The organism is Mycobacterium sp. E2699 (assembly GCF_001666745.1).
Lineage (GTDB): Bacteria > Actinomycetota > Actinomycetes > Mycobacteriales > Mycobacteriaceae > Mycobacterium.
The window spans coordinates 120,232-136,544 of sequence record NZ_LZJH01000090.1; the positions used below are offsets into that span (position 1 = coordinate 120,232).

14 protein-coding genes are annotated in these 16,313 nt (G+C 68.6%); 11 read left to right on the forward strand and 3 right to left on the reverse strand.

Features of this window, described 5'->3' with window-relative positions; all coding sequences use genetic code 11:
• The first annotated feature begins 21 nt into the window (after positions 1–21).
• A complete protein-coding gene (locus A5696_RS16320; RefSeq protein ID WP_067880934.1) occupies positions 22–831 on the forward strand; it encodes an enoyl-CoA hydratase in 810 nt (269 codons plus the stop codon).
• Positions 832–849: 18 nt separating this feature from the next.
• The gene (locus A5696_RS16325; protein WP_067880936.1) at positions 850–2,478 is read left to right on the forward strand and encodes an ABC-F family ATP-binding cassette domain-containing protein; all 1,629 of its coding nucleotides are present in this window, start codon (positions 850–852) and stop codon (positions 2,476–2,478) included.
• A 140-nt stretch (positions 2,479–2,618) separates the two neighbouring features.
• Here A5696_RS16325 and A5696_RS16330 read toward each other — a convergent pair whose 3' ends face one another.
• Both A5696_RS16330 and acnA read right to left on the reverse strand, forming a co-directional pair.
• Entirely contained in the window at positions 2,619–3,233 is a 615-nt protein-coding gene (locus A5696_RS16330) for a TetR/AcrR family transcriptional regulator (RefSeq protein ID WP_067880939.1), read from the reverse strand.
• A gap of 12 nt (positions 3,234–3,245) precedes the next feature.
• Positions 3,246–6,056: an aconitate hydratase AcnA gene (gene acnA, locus A5696_RS16335; RefSeq protein ID WP_067880942.1), complete on the reverse strand. Its 2,811-nt coding sequence runs from the start codon at positions 6,054–6,056 to the stop codon at positions 3,246–3,248.
• Between the two features lie 308 nt (positions 6,057–6,364).
• Here acnA and A5696_RS16340 point away from each other — a divergent pair, with 308 nt between their 5' ends.
• The 6 genes from A5696_RS16340 to A5696_RS16365 all read left to right on the forward strand — a co-directional run bounded on the left by A5696_RS16340 (position 6,365) and on the right by A5696_RS16365 (position 12,548).
• Positions 6,365–6,913 (forward strand): DUF6676 family protein, encoded by a 549-nt coding sequence (locus A5696_RS16340; RefSeq protein WP_067880945.1) that lies wholly within the window; start codon positions 6,365–6,367, stop codon positions 6,911–6,913.
• Between the two features lie 239 nt (positions 6,914–7,152).
• Positions 7,153–8,586, forward strand: coding sequence for an NlpC/P60 family peptidoglycan endopeptidase RipA (gene ripA / locus A5696_RS16345; protein ID WP_067880948.1), 1,434 nt, complete (start codon positions 7,153–7,155; stop codon positions 8,584–8,586).
• A 24-nt stretch (positions 8,587–8,610) separates the two neighbouring features.
• On the forward strand, positions 8,611–9,345 hold the full coding sequence (gene ripB / locus A5696_RS16350) for an NlpC/P60 family peptidoglycan endopeptidase RipB (RefSeq protein WP_067880952.1): 735 nt from the start codon (positions 8,611–8,613) through the stop codon (positions 9,343–9,345).
• A gap of 121 nt (positions 9,346–9,466) precedes the next feature.
• The gene (locus tag A5696_RS16355; RefSeq protein ID WP_067880955.1) at positions 9,467–10,597 is read left to right on the forward strand and encodes a MoxR family ATPase; all 1,131 of its coding nucleotides are present in this window, start codon (positions 9,467–9,469) and stop codon (positions 10,595–10,597) included.
• The gene (locus A5696_RS16360; RefSeq protein WP_067880958.1) at positions 10,594–11,544 is read left to right on the forward strand and encodes a DUF58 domain-containing protein; all 951 of its coding nucleotides are present in this window, start codon (positions 10,594–10,596) and stop codon (positions 11,542–11,544) included. Before A5696_RS16355 ends, A5696_RS16360 begins: the two co-directional genes overlap by 4 nt.
• Positions 11,541–12,548 (forward strand): VWA domain-containing protein, encoded by a 1,008-nt coding sequence (locus A5696_RS16365; protein ID WP_067880961.1) that lies wholly within the window; start codon positions 11,541–11,543, stop codon positions 12,546–12,548. The genes A5696_RS16360 and A5696_RS16365 overlap by 4 nt, the downstream gene beginning before the upstream one ends.
• An 82-nt stretch (positions 12,549–12,630) precedes the next feature.
• On the opposite strand, the gene A5696_RS16370 is transcribed toward A5696_RS16365, so the two are convergent.
• Positions 12,631–13,473, reverse strand: a complete 843-nt coding sequence (locus tag A5696_RS16370) for a hypothetical protein (RefSeq protein WP_067880964.1) — start codon at positions 13,471–13,473, stop codon at positions 12,631–12,633.
• A gap of 149 nt (positions 13,474–13,622) precedes the next feature.
• Between A5696_RS16370 and fabG1 the strand changes: the two genes are divergently transcribed.
• From fabG1 to A5696_RS16385, 3 genes are all read left to right on the forward strand, one after another.
• On the forward strand, positions 13,623–14,390 hold the full coding sequence (gene fabG1 / locus A5696_RS16375; RefSeq protein WP_067880967.1) for a 3-oxoacyl-ACP reductase FabG1: 768 nt from the start codon (positions 13,623–13,625) through the stop codon (positions 14,388–14,390).
• Positions 14,391–14,462: 72 nt separating this feature from the next.
• Positions 14,463–15,272, forward strand: a complete 810-nt coding sequence (gene inhA / locus A5696_RS16380; RefSeq protein ID WP_067880970.1) for an NADH-dependent enoyl-ACP reductase InhA — start codon at positions 14,463–14,465, stop codon at positions 15,270–15,272.
• Positions 15,273–15,278: 6 nt separating this feature from the next.
• Entirely contained in the window at positions 15,279–16,295 is a 1,017-nt protein-coding gene (locus A5696_RS16385; protein ID WP_067880973.1) for a ferrochelatase, read from the forward strand.
• The last annotated feature ends 18 nt before the right edge of the window (positions 16,296–16,313 follow it).

A 16,313-nucleotide genomic window follows, 5' to 3' on the forward strand; every position in this document is an offset into this window, starting at 1 on the left:
GGCACGCGTTACCTTTCACGGGTGAGTCTGGTACTGGTAGAGCAACCGCGGCCCGGTGTCGCGCTGATAACCCTCAATCGGCCCGAGCGGATGAATTCCATGGCGTTCGACGTCATGGTCCCGCTCAAAGAGGCCCTTGAGCAGGTCACTTACGACAATTCCGTGCGCGTCGTCGTGTTGACCGGGGCGGGTCGCGGATTCTCTTCCGGCGCCGACCACAAGTCCGCGGGCACCGTGCCCAACGTCGACGGGTTGACCCGCCCGACGTATGCGCTGCGGTCCATGGAGGTCCTCGACGACGTCATCCTGGCGCTGCGGCGCCTGCATCAGCCCGTGATCGCCGCGGTCAACGGCGCCGCGATCGGCGGTGGGCTGTGTCTGGCGCTGGCCGCCGACATCCGGGTGGCCTCGACCAGCGCTTACTTCCGCGCCGCGGGCATCAACAACGGCCTGACCGCCAGTGAGCTGGGATTGAGCTACCTGTTGCCCCGGGCCATCGGGTCGTCGCGCGCGTTCGAGATCATGCTGACCGGCCGCGACGTCACCGCCGAGGAGGCAGAGCGGATCGGGCTGGTGTCGTGTCAGGTGCCGGAGGGGCAGCTGCTGGACACCTGCTACGCCATCGCCGCACGAATCGCGGCTTTCTCACGGCCGGGGACCGAGTTGACCAAGCGCACACTGTGGAGCGGGCTCGACGCCGGTAGCCTGGAGGGGCACATGCAAGCCGAAGGCCTGGGACAGCTCTTCGTCCGCCTGCTCACCGCCAACTTCGAAGAAGCGGTTGCCGCGCGCGCAGAGAAGAGGCCGCCGGTGTTCACCGACGACAAATAGCCAGCTAGGAGAGCAATCGTGATCACGGCCACGGACCTCGAGGTCCGCGCTGGTGCGCGCATTCTGCTCTCCCCGGACGGACCGGACCTGCGCGTGCAGCCCGGTGACCGCATCGGGCTGGTCGGCCGCAACGGCGCGGGCAAGACCACCACCCTGCGCATCCTGGCGGGCGAGAGCCAGCCGTATGCGGGATCGGTGGTCCGCAGCGGCGAAATCGGTTATCTGCCACAGGATCCCAAGGAAGGCGATCTCGACGTGCTGGCCCGCGACCGGGTCTTGTCGGCGCGCGGATTGGATGTGCTGCTCACCGACCTGGAGAAGCAGCAGGCGCTGATGGCCGAGGTCGCCGACGACGACGCGCGGGACCGGGCGATCCGTCGCTACGGGCAGCTGGAGGAGCGGTTCGTGGCGCTGGGCGGGTACGGCGCGGAGAGCGAGGCCAGCCGCATCTGCGCCAGCCTCGGCCTGCCGGAACGCGTGCTGACGCAGCAGCTGCGGACGCTGTCCGGCGGGCAGCGCCGCCGGGTGGAGCTCGCGCGCATCCTGTTCGCCGCGTCCGACACCGGCGCCGGATCGTCCACCACGCTGCTGCTGGACGAGCCGACCAACCACCTCGACGCGGACTCGATCGGCTGGCTGCGGGACTTCCTGCGCGGCCACAGCGGCGGGCTGGTGATCATCAGCCACAACGTCGAGCTGCTCGCCGACGTCGTCAACCGGGTGTGGTTCCTCGACGCCGTGCGCGGCGAGGTCGACGTCTACAACATGGGCTGGCAGAAGTACCTGGACGCCCGCGCCACCGACGAGCAGCGCCGGCGCCGGGAACGCGCGAACGCCGAGCGCAAGGCCGCGGCGCTGCGCACGCAGGCCGCGAAGCTCGGCGCCAAGGCGACCAAAGCCGTTGCGGCCCAGAACATGTTGCGCCGCGCCGACCGGATGATGGCCGCGCTGGACGAGGAACGCGTCGCCGACAAGGTCGCGCGCATCAGGTTCCCGACCCCGGCCGCGTGCGGGCGCACACCGCTGACGGCCTCGGGGTTGAGCAAGGCGTACGGATCGCTCGAGGTGTTCGCCGGTGTCGACCTGGCCATCGACCGCGGCTCCCGCGTGGTCGTGCTGGGCCTCAACGGGGCGGGGAAGACCACCCTGCTCCGCATCCTGGCCGGCGTCGAGAGCCCCGACACGGGGGCCGTCGAGCCCGGACACGGTTTGCGGATCGGCTACTTCGCGCAGGAGCACGACACCCTCGACAACGACGCGACCGTGTGGGAGAACATCCGGCACGCCGCGCCCGACACCGGCGATCAGGAGTTGCGCGGCCTGCTCGGCGCCTTCATGTTCAGCGGTCCGCAGCTCGACCAGCCCGCGGGGACGCTGTCCGGCGGCGAGAAGACCCGGCTCGCGCTGGCCGGTCTTGTGGCGTCCACGGCCAACGTGTTGCTGCTCGACGAGCCGACCAACAACCTCGATCCCGCGTCGCGCGAACAGGTGCTCGATGCGCTGCGCAGTTATCAGGGCGCGGTGGTGTTGGTGACGCACGACCCGGGCGCGGCCGAGGCCCTCGACCCACAACGCGTCGTGCTGTTGCCCGACGGCACCGAGGATCACTGGTCCGACGAGTACCGGGATCTCATCGAGCTGGCCTGACGCCAATTTCGACCAAAGCCGCCCGCGACCGGCAACGGCTTCTTACGCTATGTGCCTGGGGGCGCAGTCCGGGGGCGGAGGGTCTCAACCACACTTCGGCTCGGCGCGCGAGTCCACGCGAGCGTAGCGTCACTGCGAAATCAAGTCCCCTCATTCGCAGTGGCGTTGCGTTTGCGCCCCGGATTACCAGAACCGTTGCGCCGCACGGACTTTTCCACCAGGTCGAGGACGGCGGCCAGTCGCCCGGGGTCCTCGCCGGACGCCAGCCGGGCCACCAGGCCGTCGAGCACCAGTTCCAGGTAGCACTGCAGGACGTCGCCGGGGACGTCGTCGCGCACCCGGTGCGCCTCCTTCTGCCGGCGCAGCCGATCGGTGGTCGCCGCCGCCAGTTCGGCGGAGCGCTCCGCCCAGCCCCGGCTGAACACCGGGTCGTTGCGCAGCTTGCGGGCGATCTCCAACCGGGTGGCCAGCCAGTCGAACTGGTCCGGCGCGGCGAGCATGTCGCGCATCACCTGGATCAGACCCTCGCGGGACGCCACCTCCGCCATCCGCTCGGCGTCCTCGTGCGCCAGCGCGAAAAACAAAGCGTCCTTGTCCCGGAAGTGATGGAAGATCGCGCCCCGCGACATCCCGACCGCCTTTTCCAGCCGACGGACCGTGGCCTTGTCGTAGCCGTACTCGGCGAAGCAGCGACGGGCACCGTCGAGGATCTGGCGGCGGCGAGCCGCCAGATGGTCCTCGCTGACTTTGGGCACAGGCGCTGTCGGCTATGACTTGAGCATGTTGCGCAGCACGTACTGCAGGATGCCGCCGTTGCGGTAGTAGTCGGCCTCGCCGGGCGTGTCGATGCGCACCACCGCGTCGAACTCGACCGGATCGCCGGACTCCTTGGCGGCCTTGACATGCACCGTCTTCGGCGTCTTACCGTCGTTGAGCGCCTCGATGCCGGTGATGTCGAACACCTCGGTGCCGTCCAGCCCGAGGTCTCCCGCCGTCTTGCCCTCGGGGAACTGCAGCGGGATGACGCCCATGCCGATCAGGTTGGAGCGGTGAATGCGCTCGAACGACTCGGCGATCACCGCCCGCACGCCCAGCAGCAACGTGCCCTTGGCCGCCCAGTCGCGCGACGAACCGGACCCGTATTCCTTGCCGCCCAGCACCACCAGCGGAATGCCTTGTGCCGCATAGTTTTGCGCGGCGTCGTAGATGAACGCCTGCGGGCCGCCGTCCTGGGTGAAGTCGCGGGTGTAGCCGCCGGCGACGTCGTCGAGCAATTGGTTGCGCAGCCTGATGTTGGCGAACGTGCCGCGGATCATCACCTCGTGGTTGCCGCGCCGCGAACCGAAGGAGTTGTAGTCCTTGCGGTCGACGCCGTGCTCGTCGAGGTACTGTGCCGCCGGGGTGCCCGGCTTGATGCTGCCGGCGGGCGAGATGTGGTCGGTGGTCACCGAGTCGCCGAGCAGGGCGAGCACGCGGGCGCCGGTGATGTCCTTGATCGGCTCCGGGTCGGCCGACATGCCCTCGAAGTAGGGGGGCTTGCGCACGTACGTCGAGTCCGGGTTCCACTCGAAGGTGTTGCCGCTGGGCGTCGGCAGGTTGCGCCAGCGCTCGTCGCCCTTGAACACGTCGGCGTAGTTCTTCGTGAACATCTCCTGGCTGATCGCCGACGCGATGGTGTCCGACACGTCCTTCTGCGACGGCCAGATGTCCTTGAGGAAGACGTCGTTGCCCTCCTTGTCGGTGCCGAGCGGCTCGCTCTCGAAGTCGAAGTCCATGGTCCCGGCCAGCGCGTAGGCGACCACCAGCGGCGGCGACGCCAGGTAGTTCATCTTCACGTCCGGGTTGATGCGGCCCTCGAAGTTGCGGTTGCCGCTCAGCACAGCCGCCACCGAAAGGTCGTTGTCGTTGATCGCCTTGGAGATCTCGTCGGGCAGCGGGCCGGAGTTGCCGATGCACGTGGTGCAGCCGTAGCCGACCAGGTAGAAGCCCAGCTTCTCCAGGTAGGGCCACAGGCCGGCCTTGTCGTAGTAGTCGTGCACCACCTGCGAGCCGGGCGCCATCGTCGTCTTCACCCACGGCTTGGAGGTCAGCCCCTTCTCCACGGCGTTGCGGGCCAGCAGGGCCGCGCCGAGCATCACCTCCGGGTTGGAGGTGTTGGTGCACGACGTGACCGCGGCGATCACCACCGCGCCGTGGTCGAGCACGAACTCGCCCCGTTCGTCGGACTTGACCGTCACCGGGTTGCTCACCCGGCCCTTCGCGTGCCTGGCGGCCGACTCCACCTTGGGCGCGTCGTCGGCATGCCCGTTCTCCAGCGCCCCCGGGTCGCTGGCCGGGAACGACTCGTCGACCGCCTCGTCCAGCTTCGAGTAGTCCTTCTTGTCGGGGTCGTCGCCGACGTAGCCCGGAATCTGTTCGCGGAACGTGGCTTTGGCGTCCGACAGGGCGATGCGGTCCTGCGGTCGCTTGGGCCCGGCGATCGACGGCACCACGTCGGACAGGTCGAGTTCGAGGTACTCGGAGAAGGCGGGCTCGCGCTTGGGGTCGTGCCACATGCCCTGCTCCTTGGCGTAGGCCTCGACCAGCGCGAGCTGCTCGGGCTTGCGGCCGGTGAACTTCAGGTAGGAGATGGTCTCCTCGTCGATCGGGAAAATCGCTGCGGTGGAACCGAATTCGGGGCTCATGTTGCCCAGGGTGGCGCGGTTGGCCAGCGGTACCTCGGCCACGCCCTCGCCGTAGAACTCGACGAACTTGCCGACCACGCCGTGCTTGCGCAGCATCTCGGTGACGGTCAGCACCACGTCGGTGGCCGTGACGCCGGCCTGGATCTCGCCGGTCAGCTTGAAGCCGACGACCCGCGGGATCAGCATCGACACCGGCTGACCGAGCATCGCGGCCTCGGCCTCGATGCCGCCCACGCCCCAGCCCAGCACCCCGAGGCCGTTGACCATCGTGGTGTGGGAGTCGGTGCCCACGCAGGTGTCGGGGTAGGCCACCCCGTCGCGCTCCATCACGACGCTGGCCAGGTACTCGATGTTGACCTGGTGCACGATGCCGGTGCCCGGCGGCACCACCTTGAAGTCGTCGAATGCGCCTTGGCCCCAACGCAAGAACTGGTAGCGCTCGCCGTTGCGCTGGTATTCGATCTCGACGTTGCGCTCGAAGGCGTCGGCCCGGCCGAACAGGTCGGCGATCACCGAGTGGTCGATGACCAGATCGGCCGGCGCCAGCGGATTGACCTTGGCCGGGTTGCCACCGAGGTCGCCGATGGCCTCGCGCATGGTGGCCAGGTCGACGATGCACGGCACGCCGGTGAAGTCCTGCATGACGACGCGCGCGGGCGTGTATTGGATCTCAATGCTGGGCTCCGCCTTGGGATCCCAGTTCGCGATGGCCTCGATGTGGTCCTTGGTGATGTTGCTGCCGTCCTCGTTGCGCAGCAGGTTCTCCGCCAGGACTTTGAGGCTGTAGGGGAGTTTCTCGGTGTTGGGGACGGCGTCGAGCCGATAGATCTGGTAACTCTTGTCGCCGACCTCGAGGTTGTCGCGGGCTCCGAACGAGTTCACAGAATCAGTCACTTCAACTCCCAAGGATTAAGTTCTCCCGCCGACGGGCCATGTCGGCGGCGGTGCTACTTTAACAGTACGCTTGTCCTGCATTACGGGCGGCACCCCATGGTCCAGTCTTGTCGCGTGCGCCGCGCGTTTAAACCCCTGGAACCGAAGTCGCGTACGGGCGGGCCGCTCGCCGAGACATAACACACCGCGACCGGGATCGGCGCGTCGTGTGCGAGGTTTACGTGTCGTGGAAAGCCGCGCGCGATGCGGCCGGGTGAAGTCGCGTACGGTGCCTGTAGCGCTGGGGTGCCAACGGGCAGGAGGGACACATGACCGGTCACGATTCCGTCGTGCTGCCGCTCTACATTCCGCAGGACGTCGACATGACGGCGATCAAGGCTCAGGTCGCCGCCGCCGGCGTCAGCGCGCCACCCGAGGCCATGCCCGGCCTGCTCGATGTGGTCAACCAGGCGCACGCCGACGGCATCAACCTCAAGATCGTGCTGCTCGACCACAACCCGCCCAACGACACGCCGTTGCGCGACATCTCCACCGTGGTCGGCGCCGACTACCACGACGCCACGGTGCTGACCCTCAGCCCCAGCTACGTCGGCACCTACAGCACGCAATTCCCGCGCGTCACCCTCGAGGCCGGCGAGGACATCGCCAAGACCGGTAATCCGGTGGTCTCGGCGCAGCACTTTTTGCACGAGCTGCAGTCGCCGGAATTTCCCTGGACAGGCCTGACCATATTTCTCTTGATCGCCGTCTTCGCGGCGGCCGCCGGCACCCGCTTCCTGCAGTTGCGCAGCCGCCGCGCAGCAACGCCGGCCGGTGCCCCCGGAACAACGGAGCAAGCGCCCACTAACGGCGCCTGACACGGGCATCCGGGTCGGGCCACCGCCTCGATCGGACGCCCGCGGCCCCCCGCGGCAAACGGGCCAGGTCACCATTCGGTCACATTAAACGCACGTCCAGAGTGCAGTTTGTGACTAACGTTTCCACGGCGTCTTATGTGACGTACGGTGCAAATGATGCCCGTGTTGTTCCTGGCGCTTTCTAGATATCCCTGCCTGGCGCCGCCCGTCCGCGTTGAGCCGTAGGAGACCTGAGCCGAATGAGACGTACCCGCTGGGGCTTCTCCTCGCGACCGGCCGCCCGGCTGGTCCGGCCGGTCGTACCGTCGCTGCTCAGCGTGGCGATGCTGGTGTGCACACCGGGCCTGGCGGACGCCGACCCCGCCGCCGACAGCCTGGCCGCCCTGATCGCCAACGTGGCCAAGGCCAATCAGCGCCTGGAAGACCTGACGGCCGAGATTCAGACGGAACAGGAAAGCGTCAACAAGGCCCTCGTCGACGTCGAGACCGCGCGGGACAACGCGGCCGCCGCTCAGCACGACCTGGAGGCCAGCCAGCGGTCGGTCACCGACGCCAACGCCGCGATCGCCGCCGCGCAGCACCGGTTCGACACGTTCGCGGCGGCCACCTATATGAACGGCCCGTCGGGCGGCTACCTGTTGGCGAGCAGCCCGGAAGACATCATCGCGACCGAATCGGCCGCCCGGACCCTGACCGCCAGTTCCCAGGGGGTGATGGACAAGCTGCAGCGGGCCCGCACCGAGCAGGTGAACAAGGAGTCCGCGGCCCGGCTGGCCAAGCAGAAGGCCGACAAGGCCGCGGCCGACGCCAAGGCCAGTCAGGACGCCGCGGTGGCGGCGCTCACCAACTCCAAGCAGAAGTTCACCGAACAACGCGAGCAGGCCGCGCGCCTGACCGCCGAGCGCGATGAGGCGCAGGCCAAGCTCGAGGCGGCCAAGCTGCAATGGTCGGCGGGCAAGGGCGGCGCCGCTGTCCCCGCCTCGGGCGACCGGTGGGATCCGGGCGCCCCGGCCGGTGCGTCGCCCGGTCGCGGACGGCAGTGGGACGGGCTGTGGGACCCGACGCTGCCGATGGTGCCCAGCGCCAACGTGCCCGGTGACCCGATCGCGGTGATCAACCAGGTGCTGGGCATCTCGGCCACGTCGACGCAGGTCACCGCCGGCCTGGGCCGCAACTTCCTACAACAACTCGGCATCCTCAAGCCCGACGACACCGGCATCACCAACGCCAACCCGGGCGCGACCGCCGGGCGGATCCCGCGGGTCTACGGGCGGCAGGCCACCGAGTACGTGATCCGCCGCGGCATGTCGCAGATCGGCGTGCCCTATTCCTGGGGCGGCGGCAATGCGGCCGGGCCGAGCAAGGGCATCGACTCCGGCGCCGGCATCACCGGGTTCGACTGCTCGGGCCTGGTCCTCTACTCGTTCGCCGGCGTGGGCATCAAGCTGCCGCACTACTCCGGTTCGCAGTACAACCTGGGCCGCAAGATCCCGTCGGCGCAGATGCGCCGCGGCGACGTCATCTTCTACGGCCCGGGCGGCAGCCAGCACGTGACGATCTACCTCGGCGACGGTCAGATGCTCGAGGCCCCCGACATCGGTTTGAAGGTCCGCGTTGCTCCCGTGCGCACCAGTGGGATGACGCCCTACGTGGTCCGCTACATCGAATGGTGACGACCGAGTACTGAACGAGGAGCTATGCGGCACAAGCGTTTTCGCCTGATAACCCTGGCCTGGGTCACCGCGATGGTGGCCGGGCTGATGTTGGCTGTCGCCGCCCCGGCACCCCCGGCCGTCGCCGATCCCGGGCAGTGGGACCCGACGCTGCCGGCCACGATCAGCGCCGGCGCCCCGGGCGATCCGCTCGCGGTCGCCAACGCGTCCTTACAGGCCACCGCCCAGGCCACCCAGACCACGCTGAACCTGGGTAAGCAATTCCTCGGCGGCCTCGGGATCAACCTCGGCGGCGATCCCGCCCCTGCCGCGGCGACCCCCACCAATCCCGGCGGCAAGATCCCCCGCGTCTACGGCCGGCAGGCGATCGAGTACGTGATCAAGCGGATGGGGTCGCAGATGGGCGTGCCGTATTCGTGGGGCGGGGGTGCGCTGGACGGGCCCAGCAAGGGCGTCGGCGATGGGGCCAATATCAACGGGTTCGACTGCTCGGGCCTGATGCGGTACGGCTTCGCCGGGGTCGGCGTGCTGATCCCGCGGTTCTCCGGTGACCAGTACAACGCCGGACGCCACATCCCGCCCAACGAGGCCCGGCGCGGCGACCTCATCTTCTACGGGCCGAACGGTGGCCAACACGTCACGATGTATCTCGGCAACGGCCAGATGCTCGAGGCGTCGTCACTGGCCGGCAAGGTCACCGTGAGCCCGGTGCGCAAGCCGGGCATGACGCCGTTCCTGACTAGGATCATCGAGTACTGATCGCGGCGCCGGCGAGCCATCAGCCGGGCGAGCGTCGACGGAAACCGGCAGGCCTGGAATAGTTGGACGAGGGCACGTCGCTGCCCGGCAGTCGTGTCCGAATGAGCGTGGAGGGTTCTTGATGACATCAGCAGGTGGGCCGCCCCCGGGCGCCAGCAGTTACCCGGGCCAGGGCGGGCCCTCCGGCCCGCCCGCCCACGAAGCGCCTCCCGGCGGCGGTAATGGCCTGGCCGCCGAGGTGCACACGCTGGAGCGGGCCATCTTCGAGGTCAAACGGATCATCGTCGGCCAGGACCAGCTCGTCGAGCGGATGCTGGTGGGCCTGTTGTCCAAGGGCCACGTCCTGCTCGAGGGCGTGCCCGGCGTCGCCAAGACGCTGGCCGTGGAGACCTTCGCGAAGGTGGTCGGCGGGACGTTCGCCCGCATCCAGTTCACCCCCGACCTGGTGCCCACCGACATCATCGGTACCCGGATCTACCGGCAGGGCAAGGAGGAGTTCGACACCGAGCTCGGGCCCGTGGTGGTCAACTTCCTGCTCGCCGACGAGATCAACCGCGCGCCGGCGAAGGTGCAGTCGGCGCTGCTCGAGGTCATGCAGGAGCGCCACGTGTCGATCGGCGGCAAGACCTTCTCGCTGCCCAACCCGTTCCTGGTGATGGCGACGCAGAACCCGATCGAGCACGAGGGCGTCTACCCCCTGCCGGAGGCGCAGCGCGACCGCTTCCTGTTCAAGATCAACGTCGGCTACCCGACGCCCGAAGAGGAGCGGGAGATCATCTACCGGATGGGCGTCAAGCCGCCGGTGCCCAAGCAGATCCTGAACACCGACGACCTGCTGCGGTTGCAGGACATCGCGTCCAACGTGTTCGTCCACCACGCGCTCGTCGACTACGTCGTGCGCGTCGTCACCGCCACCCGTCACCCCGAGCAACTCGGCATGAACGACGTCAAGACCTGGATCTCGTTCGGCGCCTCCCCGCGTGCCTCGCTGGGCATCATCGCGGGCGCGCGCTCGCTGGCGCTGGTCCGGGGCCGCGATTACGTCATCCCACAGGACGTCGTGGAGGTCATTCCCGACGTGCTGCGGCACCGGTTGGTGCTCACCTACGACGCGCTCGCCGACGAGATCTCGCCGGAGATCGTCATCAACCGCGTGCTGCAGACGGTGGCCCTGCCTCAGGTGAATGCCGTTCCGCAGCAAGGCCATTCGGTGCCGCCGGTGATGCAGACCGTGGCGGCCAGCGGTCGGTGACCGATGACAAGCCGGCGGTGCGCCATCCGCCCTCGTTCCAGCGGGGGCAGATCGACGACCCGAAGCTCACCGCGGCGCTGAAGACACTCGAGCTCACGGTCAAACGCAAGCTCGACGGGGTGCTGCACGGCGACCACCTCGGCCTGATCCCGGGGCCGGGCACGGAGCCGGGGGAGTCGCGCGAGTATCAGCCCGGCGACGACGTCCGCCGGATGGACTGGGCGGTGACCGCCCGCACCACGCACCCGCACGTCCGGCAGATGATCGCCGACCGCGAGCTGGAGACGTGGATGGTGATCGACATGTCGGCGAGCCTGGACTTCGGCACCACGGTCTGCGAGAAGCGCGACCTGGCGGTGGCGGCCGCGGCGGCGATCACCTACCTCAACAGCGGCGGCGGCAACCGGATCGGCGCGCTGGTCGCCAACGGCGCGACGATGACCCGCATCCCGGCGCGTTCCGGGCGCCAGCACGAGCAGACGCTGCTGCGTACCATCGCGACGACGCCCAAGGCGCCGGTCGGGGTTCGTGGCGATCTGGCGACGGCCATCGATGCGCTGCGCCGGCCGGAACGCCGCCGCGGAATGGCCGTCATCATCAGCGACTTCCTCGGCCCGATCAATTGGATGCGCCCGCTGCGGGCGATCTCGGCCCGACACGAGGTGCTGGCCATCGAGGTGCTCGACCCGCGCGACGTCGAGCTGCCTGACATCGGCGACGTGGTGTTGCAGGACGCCGAAACCGGCGTCACGCGGGAGTTCACCATCGACGCGCAGTTGCGTGACGACTTCGCCAACGCGGCCGCGGCGCACCGCGCGGAGGTGTCCCGCACGGTCCGCAGCTGCGGGGCCCCGGTGCTGACGCTGCGCACCGACCGCGACTGGATTGCCGACATCGTGCGCTTCGTGGAATCCCGTCGGCGGGGGGCGCTGGCGGGGCGGCAGTGACGTTGCCGCTGCTGGGCCCGATGTCGCTGTCGGGCTTCGCGCACTCGTGGTTCTTCCTTTTCCTTGTCGTGGTGGTCGGGTTGGCCGCGCTGTACATCGTGCTGCAGCTGGCGCGGCAGCGGCGGATGCTGCGGTTCGCCAACATGGAGCTGCTGGAAAGTGTTGCCCCGCAACGGCCGTCGCGATGGCGGCACGTGCCGGCGATCCTGCTGGTGACCTCGCTGGTGCTGTTCACCATCGCGATGGCGGGGCCGACGAACGACGTCCGGATTCCCCGCAACCGCGCGGTGGTGATGCTGGTGATCGACGTGTCGCAGTCGATGCGCGCCGCCGACGTCCCGCCGAACCGGATGGCGGCCGCTCAGGAGGCCGCCAAGCAGTTCGCCGACGAGCTGACCCCGGGAATCAATCTGGGGCTGATCGAGTACGCGGGCACCGCGACCGTGCTGGTGTCCCCGACGACCAACCGGGACGCGACCAAGAACGCGCTGGACAAGTTGCAGTTCGCCGACCGCACCGCCACCGGGGAGGGCATCTTCACCGCGCTGCAGGCCATCGCCACGGTCGGCGCGGTGATCGGCGGCGGCGACACGCCGCCGCCGGCCCGGATCGTGCTGTTCTCCGACGGCAAGGAGACTATGCCGACCAACCCGGACAACCCGAAGGGCGCCTTCACCGCCGCGCGCACCGCCAAGGACCAGGGCGTGCCGATCTCGACGATCTCGTTCGGCACGCCGTACGGGTTCGTCGAGATCAACGACCAGCGCCAGCCCGTTCCGGTCGACGACACCACCATGAAGAAGGTCGCCGAGCTTTCCGGTGGGAATTGGTACAACGCCGCGAGCCTGGCAGAGCTGAAGGCCGTCTACGCGTCGCTGCAGCAGCAGATCGGCTACGAGACGATCAAGGGCGACGCCAGCGCGGGCTGGCTGCGGCTTGGCGCGCTGGTGCTGGCGCTCGCGGCGCTCGCGGCGCTGCTGATCAACCGGCGCCTGCCGACCTGACGTTTCCCTCTCGCCGAGCGTCTTGCTCGGGTCCGCGAGCGTAACCAGGTTGCGGTTTCTGGCTTTGGTTTTCGCGGTGTGGTTACGCTCGCGAGGCGCGCGCGTCGGCCACGCGGTGGATTATGTCGACGGGGTGGTCCTCGGCGACGACCCTGACCACAATCCAGCCGTAGCGGCGCTCCAATTTCTCAAGCCGGTGGATGTCCTTGACGTAGTGGTAGCGACTGGATTGGTGTTGGTCGCCTTCATACTCGGCGGCGACCTTCAGGTCCTCCCAACCCATGTCCAGATAGGCGTCGGGCCAACCCCATTCGTTGCGAACCACGATCTGGGTCTGCGGCCGCGGGAAGCCCGCTCGCACCAACAGCAGGCGCAACCATGTCTCCTTCGGTGACTGCGCTCCGCCGTCGACGAGCGGGAGAGCCAGTCGTGCCGCCTTCATGCCCCGCCGGCCCCGGTACCGATCGACCAATTGGTCGATGTCGATCATCTTCAACTCGGTCGCCTGCATGAGGGCGTCGACGGCGGCGATGGCGGTGTCGGTCGGATGCCGGCGCGCGAGGTCCAGCGCCGTCCGGGCCGGCGTCGTCACCCGAATGCCGCCGACGACGGCGATCTCGTCCGGCTCGATGCGCTCGTCCCAGACCCGCACGCCCGCGAAACGGCGATGGTTGGTGTGAATGATCTCGGCGGGCCGCGAAGCGTCGATCCACTTTGCGCCGTGCAGCGCGGAGGCGGAGAAGCCGGCAAGGACGCCGCGCCGTCGCGAACGCAGCCAACATGCCTTGGCCCGCAGTACGGCCGTCAGCTCGGCATCTCTCGGCACATAGACGTCTTTGTGCAGCGACACATACCCGCTGCGCAGCTCGTAGGGAGTCAATGCGCCGGCGGCCAGGGCCTCACTGCCCAGGAACGGATCTTTCATGGCCGAGAGTGTGCTGAGTCACACCGACAAAGCCTCGCGAGCGTAACCGCACTGCGAGAATCCGGCCCGAAATTCGCAGCCCGGTTACGCTCGCGGGCTGGCAGGGGGGAGATGTCGGCTGCGCGTAACCCAGGCGATAGGTTGGCGGGGTGACTGATACAGCCACCGAGAACAGCACCGAAAGTGCTCCCGACTACGGCAGACCCGCATTCGTATCCCGTTCGGTCCTGGTCACGGGCGGAAACCGGGGGATCGGTCTGGCGATCGCGAAGCGGCTCGCCGCCGACGGCCACAAGGTGGCCGTCACGCACCGCGGATCCGGGGCGCCCGAGGGCCTGTTCGGCGTCGAGTGTGACGTCACCGACAACGACGCCGTCGATCGCGCCTTCAAACAGGTCGAGGAGCACCAGGGCCCGGTCGAAGTGCTGGTGTCCAACGCCGGCATCTCCAAAGACGCCTTCCTGATCCGGATGACCGAGGAGCGGTTCGAAGAGGTCATCAACGCGAACCTCACCGGGGCATTCCGCGTCGCCCAGCGGGCGTCGCGCAGCATGCAGAAGAAGCGGTTCGGCCGCATCATCTTCATCGGGTCGGTGTCCGGCATGTGGGGGATCGGTAACCAGTCCAACTATGCGGCCGCCAAGGCCGGCCTGATCGGCATGGCGCGCTCGATCTCCCGGGAGCTGTCGAAGGCCGGGGTGACGGCGAACGTGGTCGCCCCCGGCTACATCGACACCGAGATGACCCGCTCGCTGGATGAGCGCATCCAGGCGGGCGCATTGGAATTCATCCCGGCGAAGCGGGTCGGCACCGCCGCCGAGGTCGCCGGGGCGGTCAGCTTCCTGGCTTCCGAGGATGCGACCTACATCGCCGGCGCGGTCATCCCGGTCGACGGCGGCATGGGCATGGGCCACTAGGTTGTGGGCGGCGACCCCCAGCGCCCGACGCCGCCGGGCTTGTGATCGCCACTGAGGAACGATAGGACGGACATGGCAGGACTGCTCGAAGGCAAACGAATTCTGGTCACCGGGATCATCACCGACTCGTCGATCGCTTTCCACATCGCGCGGGTGGCCCAGGAGCAGGGGGCCGAACTGGTGCTCACCGGGTTCGACCGGCTGCGGCTGATCCAGCGCATCGCCGACCGGCTGCCGAACAAGGCCCCGCTGATCGAGCTCGACGTGCAGAACGACAAGCACCTGGAGACCCTGGCCGACCGGGTGACCGAGGTCATCGGCGAGGGCAACAAGCTTGACGGCGTGGTGCATTCGATCGGCTTCATGCCGCAGACCGGGATGGGCATCAACCCGTTCTTCGACGCGCCGTACGAGGACGTCGCCAAGGGCATCCACATCTCCGCGTATTCGTATGCCTCGCTGGCCAAGGCGCTGCTGCCGATCATGAATCCCGGCGGCGGCATCGTCGGCATGGACTTCGACCCGTCGCGCGCGATGCCGGCCTACAACTGGATGACCGTCGCCAAGAGCGCGCTGGAGTCGGTGAACCGGTTCGTCGCCCGCGAGGCCGGCCGGTACGGCGTGCGCTCGAATCTCGTTGCCGCGGGCCCAATTCGGACGCTGGCGATGAGCGCGATCGTCGGCGGCGCGCTCGGCGAGGAGGCCGGCGCCCAGATCCATCTGCTCGAGGAGGGCTGGGATCAGCGCGCGCCGCTGGGCTGGAACATGAAGGACGCGACACCGGTCGCCAAGACGGTGTGCGCGTTGTTGTCCGAGTGGCTGCCGGCCACGACCGGGACGGTCATCTACGCCGACGGCGGCGCCAGCACCCAATTACTGTAAGCCGCAATGAACTTCGACGCGGTCCTGCTGCTGTCCTTCGGCGGGCCGGAGGGGCCCGAGCAGGTGCGGCCGTTCCTGGAGAACGTCACCCGGGGCCGCAACGTGCCGCCGGAGCGCCTCGACGACGTCGCCGAGCACTACCTGCATTTCGGCGGGGTGTCGCCGATCAACGGGATCAACCGCGCCCTGATAGCCGAGCTCGAGCAGGAGCTCGACGTGCCGGTGTACTTCGGCAACCGCAACTGGGAACCATACGTCGAGGACACCGTCAAGGCGATGCGCGACGAAGGCATTCGGCGCGCAGCCGTGTTCACCACATCGGCGTGGAGCGGGTACTCCGGCTGCACCCAGTACGTCGAAGACATCGCCCGGGCCCGCCGGGCGGCCGGGCCGGACGCGCCCGAATTGGTCAAGCTGCGGCCCTATTTCGATCACCCGCTATTCGTCGAGATGTTCGCCGGCGCGGTGGCGGCGGCCGCGGCCACCACGCCCGGCGACGCGCGGCTGGTGTTCACCGCGCACTCGGTGCCGGTGGCCGCCGACGAGCGCTGCGGTCCCCGGCTGTACAGCCGCCAAGTCGCCTATGCCGCAAGGCTGGTCGCGGCCGCCGCCGGATACGGCGATTACGACCTGGCCTGGCAGTCGCGATCGGGGCCTCCCCAAGTCCCTTGGCTGGAGCCCAGTGTGGAGGACCACCTGTCGACGCTCGCCGGATCGGGTACCAAGGCCGTGATCGTCTGCCCGATCGGGTTCGTCGCCGACCACATCGAGGTGGTGTGGGACCTCGACCGCGAGTTGGCCGCTCAGGCCGAGGCGGACGGGATGGCCTTCGCCCGGGCCGCCACCCCCAACGCCGATCGTCGCTTCGCCCGGCTGGCCGCGGATCTGGTCGACGAACTGCGCTCAGGCCGGGCGCCGACCAGGGTCAGCGGACCCGACCCGGTGCCGGGCTGCCTCGCCAGCGTCAACGGCGCGGCGTGCGCTCCGCCGCATTGCGTTGCGCGGCAACAGGACCAGGCTTAGCGGCGATCGCGAGCGCGG

Bases quoted from the DNA above. Each gene is read 5' to 3' on its own strand.
- A5696_RS16355 (WP_067880955.1), top strand. From the start codon at position 9,467: ATGACATCAGCAGGTGGGCCGCCCCCGGGCGCCAGCAGTTACCCGGGC.
- A5696_RS16370 (WP_067880964.1), bottom strand. From the start codon at position 13,473: ATGAAAGATCCGTTCCTGGGCAGTGAGGCCCTGGCCGCCGGCGCATTG.
- A5696_RS16385 (WP_067880973.1), top strand. From the start codon at position 15,279: ATGAACTTCGACGCGGTCCTGCTGCTGTCCTTCGGCGGGCCGGAGGGG.
- inhA (WP_067880970.1), top strand. From the start codon at position 14,463: ATGGCAGGACTGCTCGAAGGCAAACGAATTCTGGTCACCGGGATCATC.
- ripB (WP_067880952.1), top strand. From the start codon at position 8,611: ATGCGGCACAAGCGTTTTCGCCTGATAACCCTGGCCTGGGTCACCGCG.
- A5696_RS16340 (WP_067880945.1), top strand. From the start codon at position 6,365: ATGACCGGTCACGATTCCGTCGTGCTGCCGCTCTACATTCCGCAGGAC.
- ripA (WP_067880948.1), top strand. From the start codon at position 7,153: ATGAGACGTACCCGCTGGGGCTTCTCCTCGCGACCGGCCGCCCGGCTG.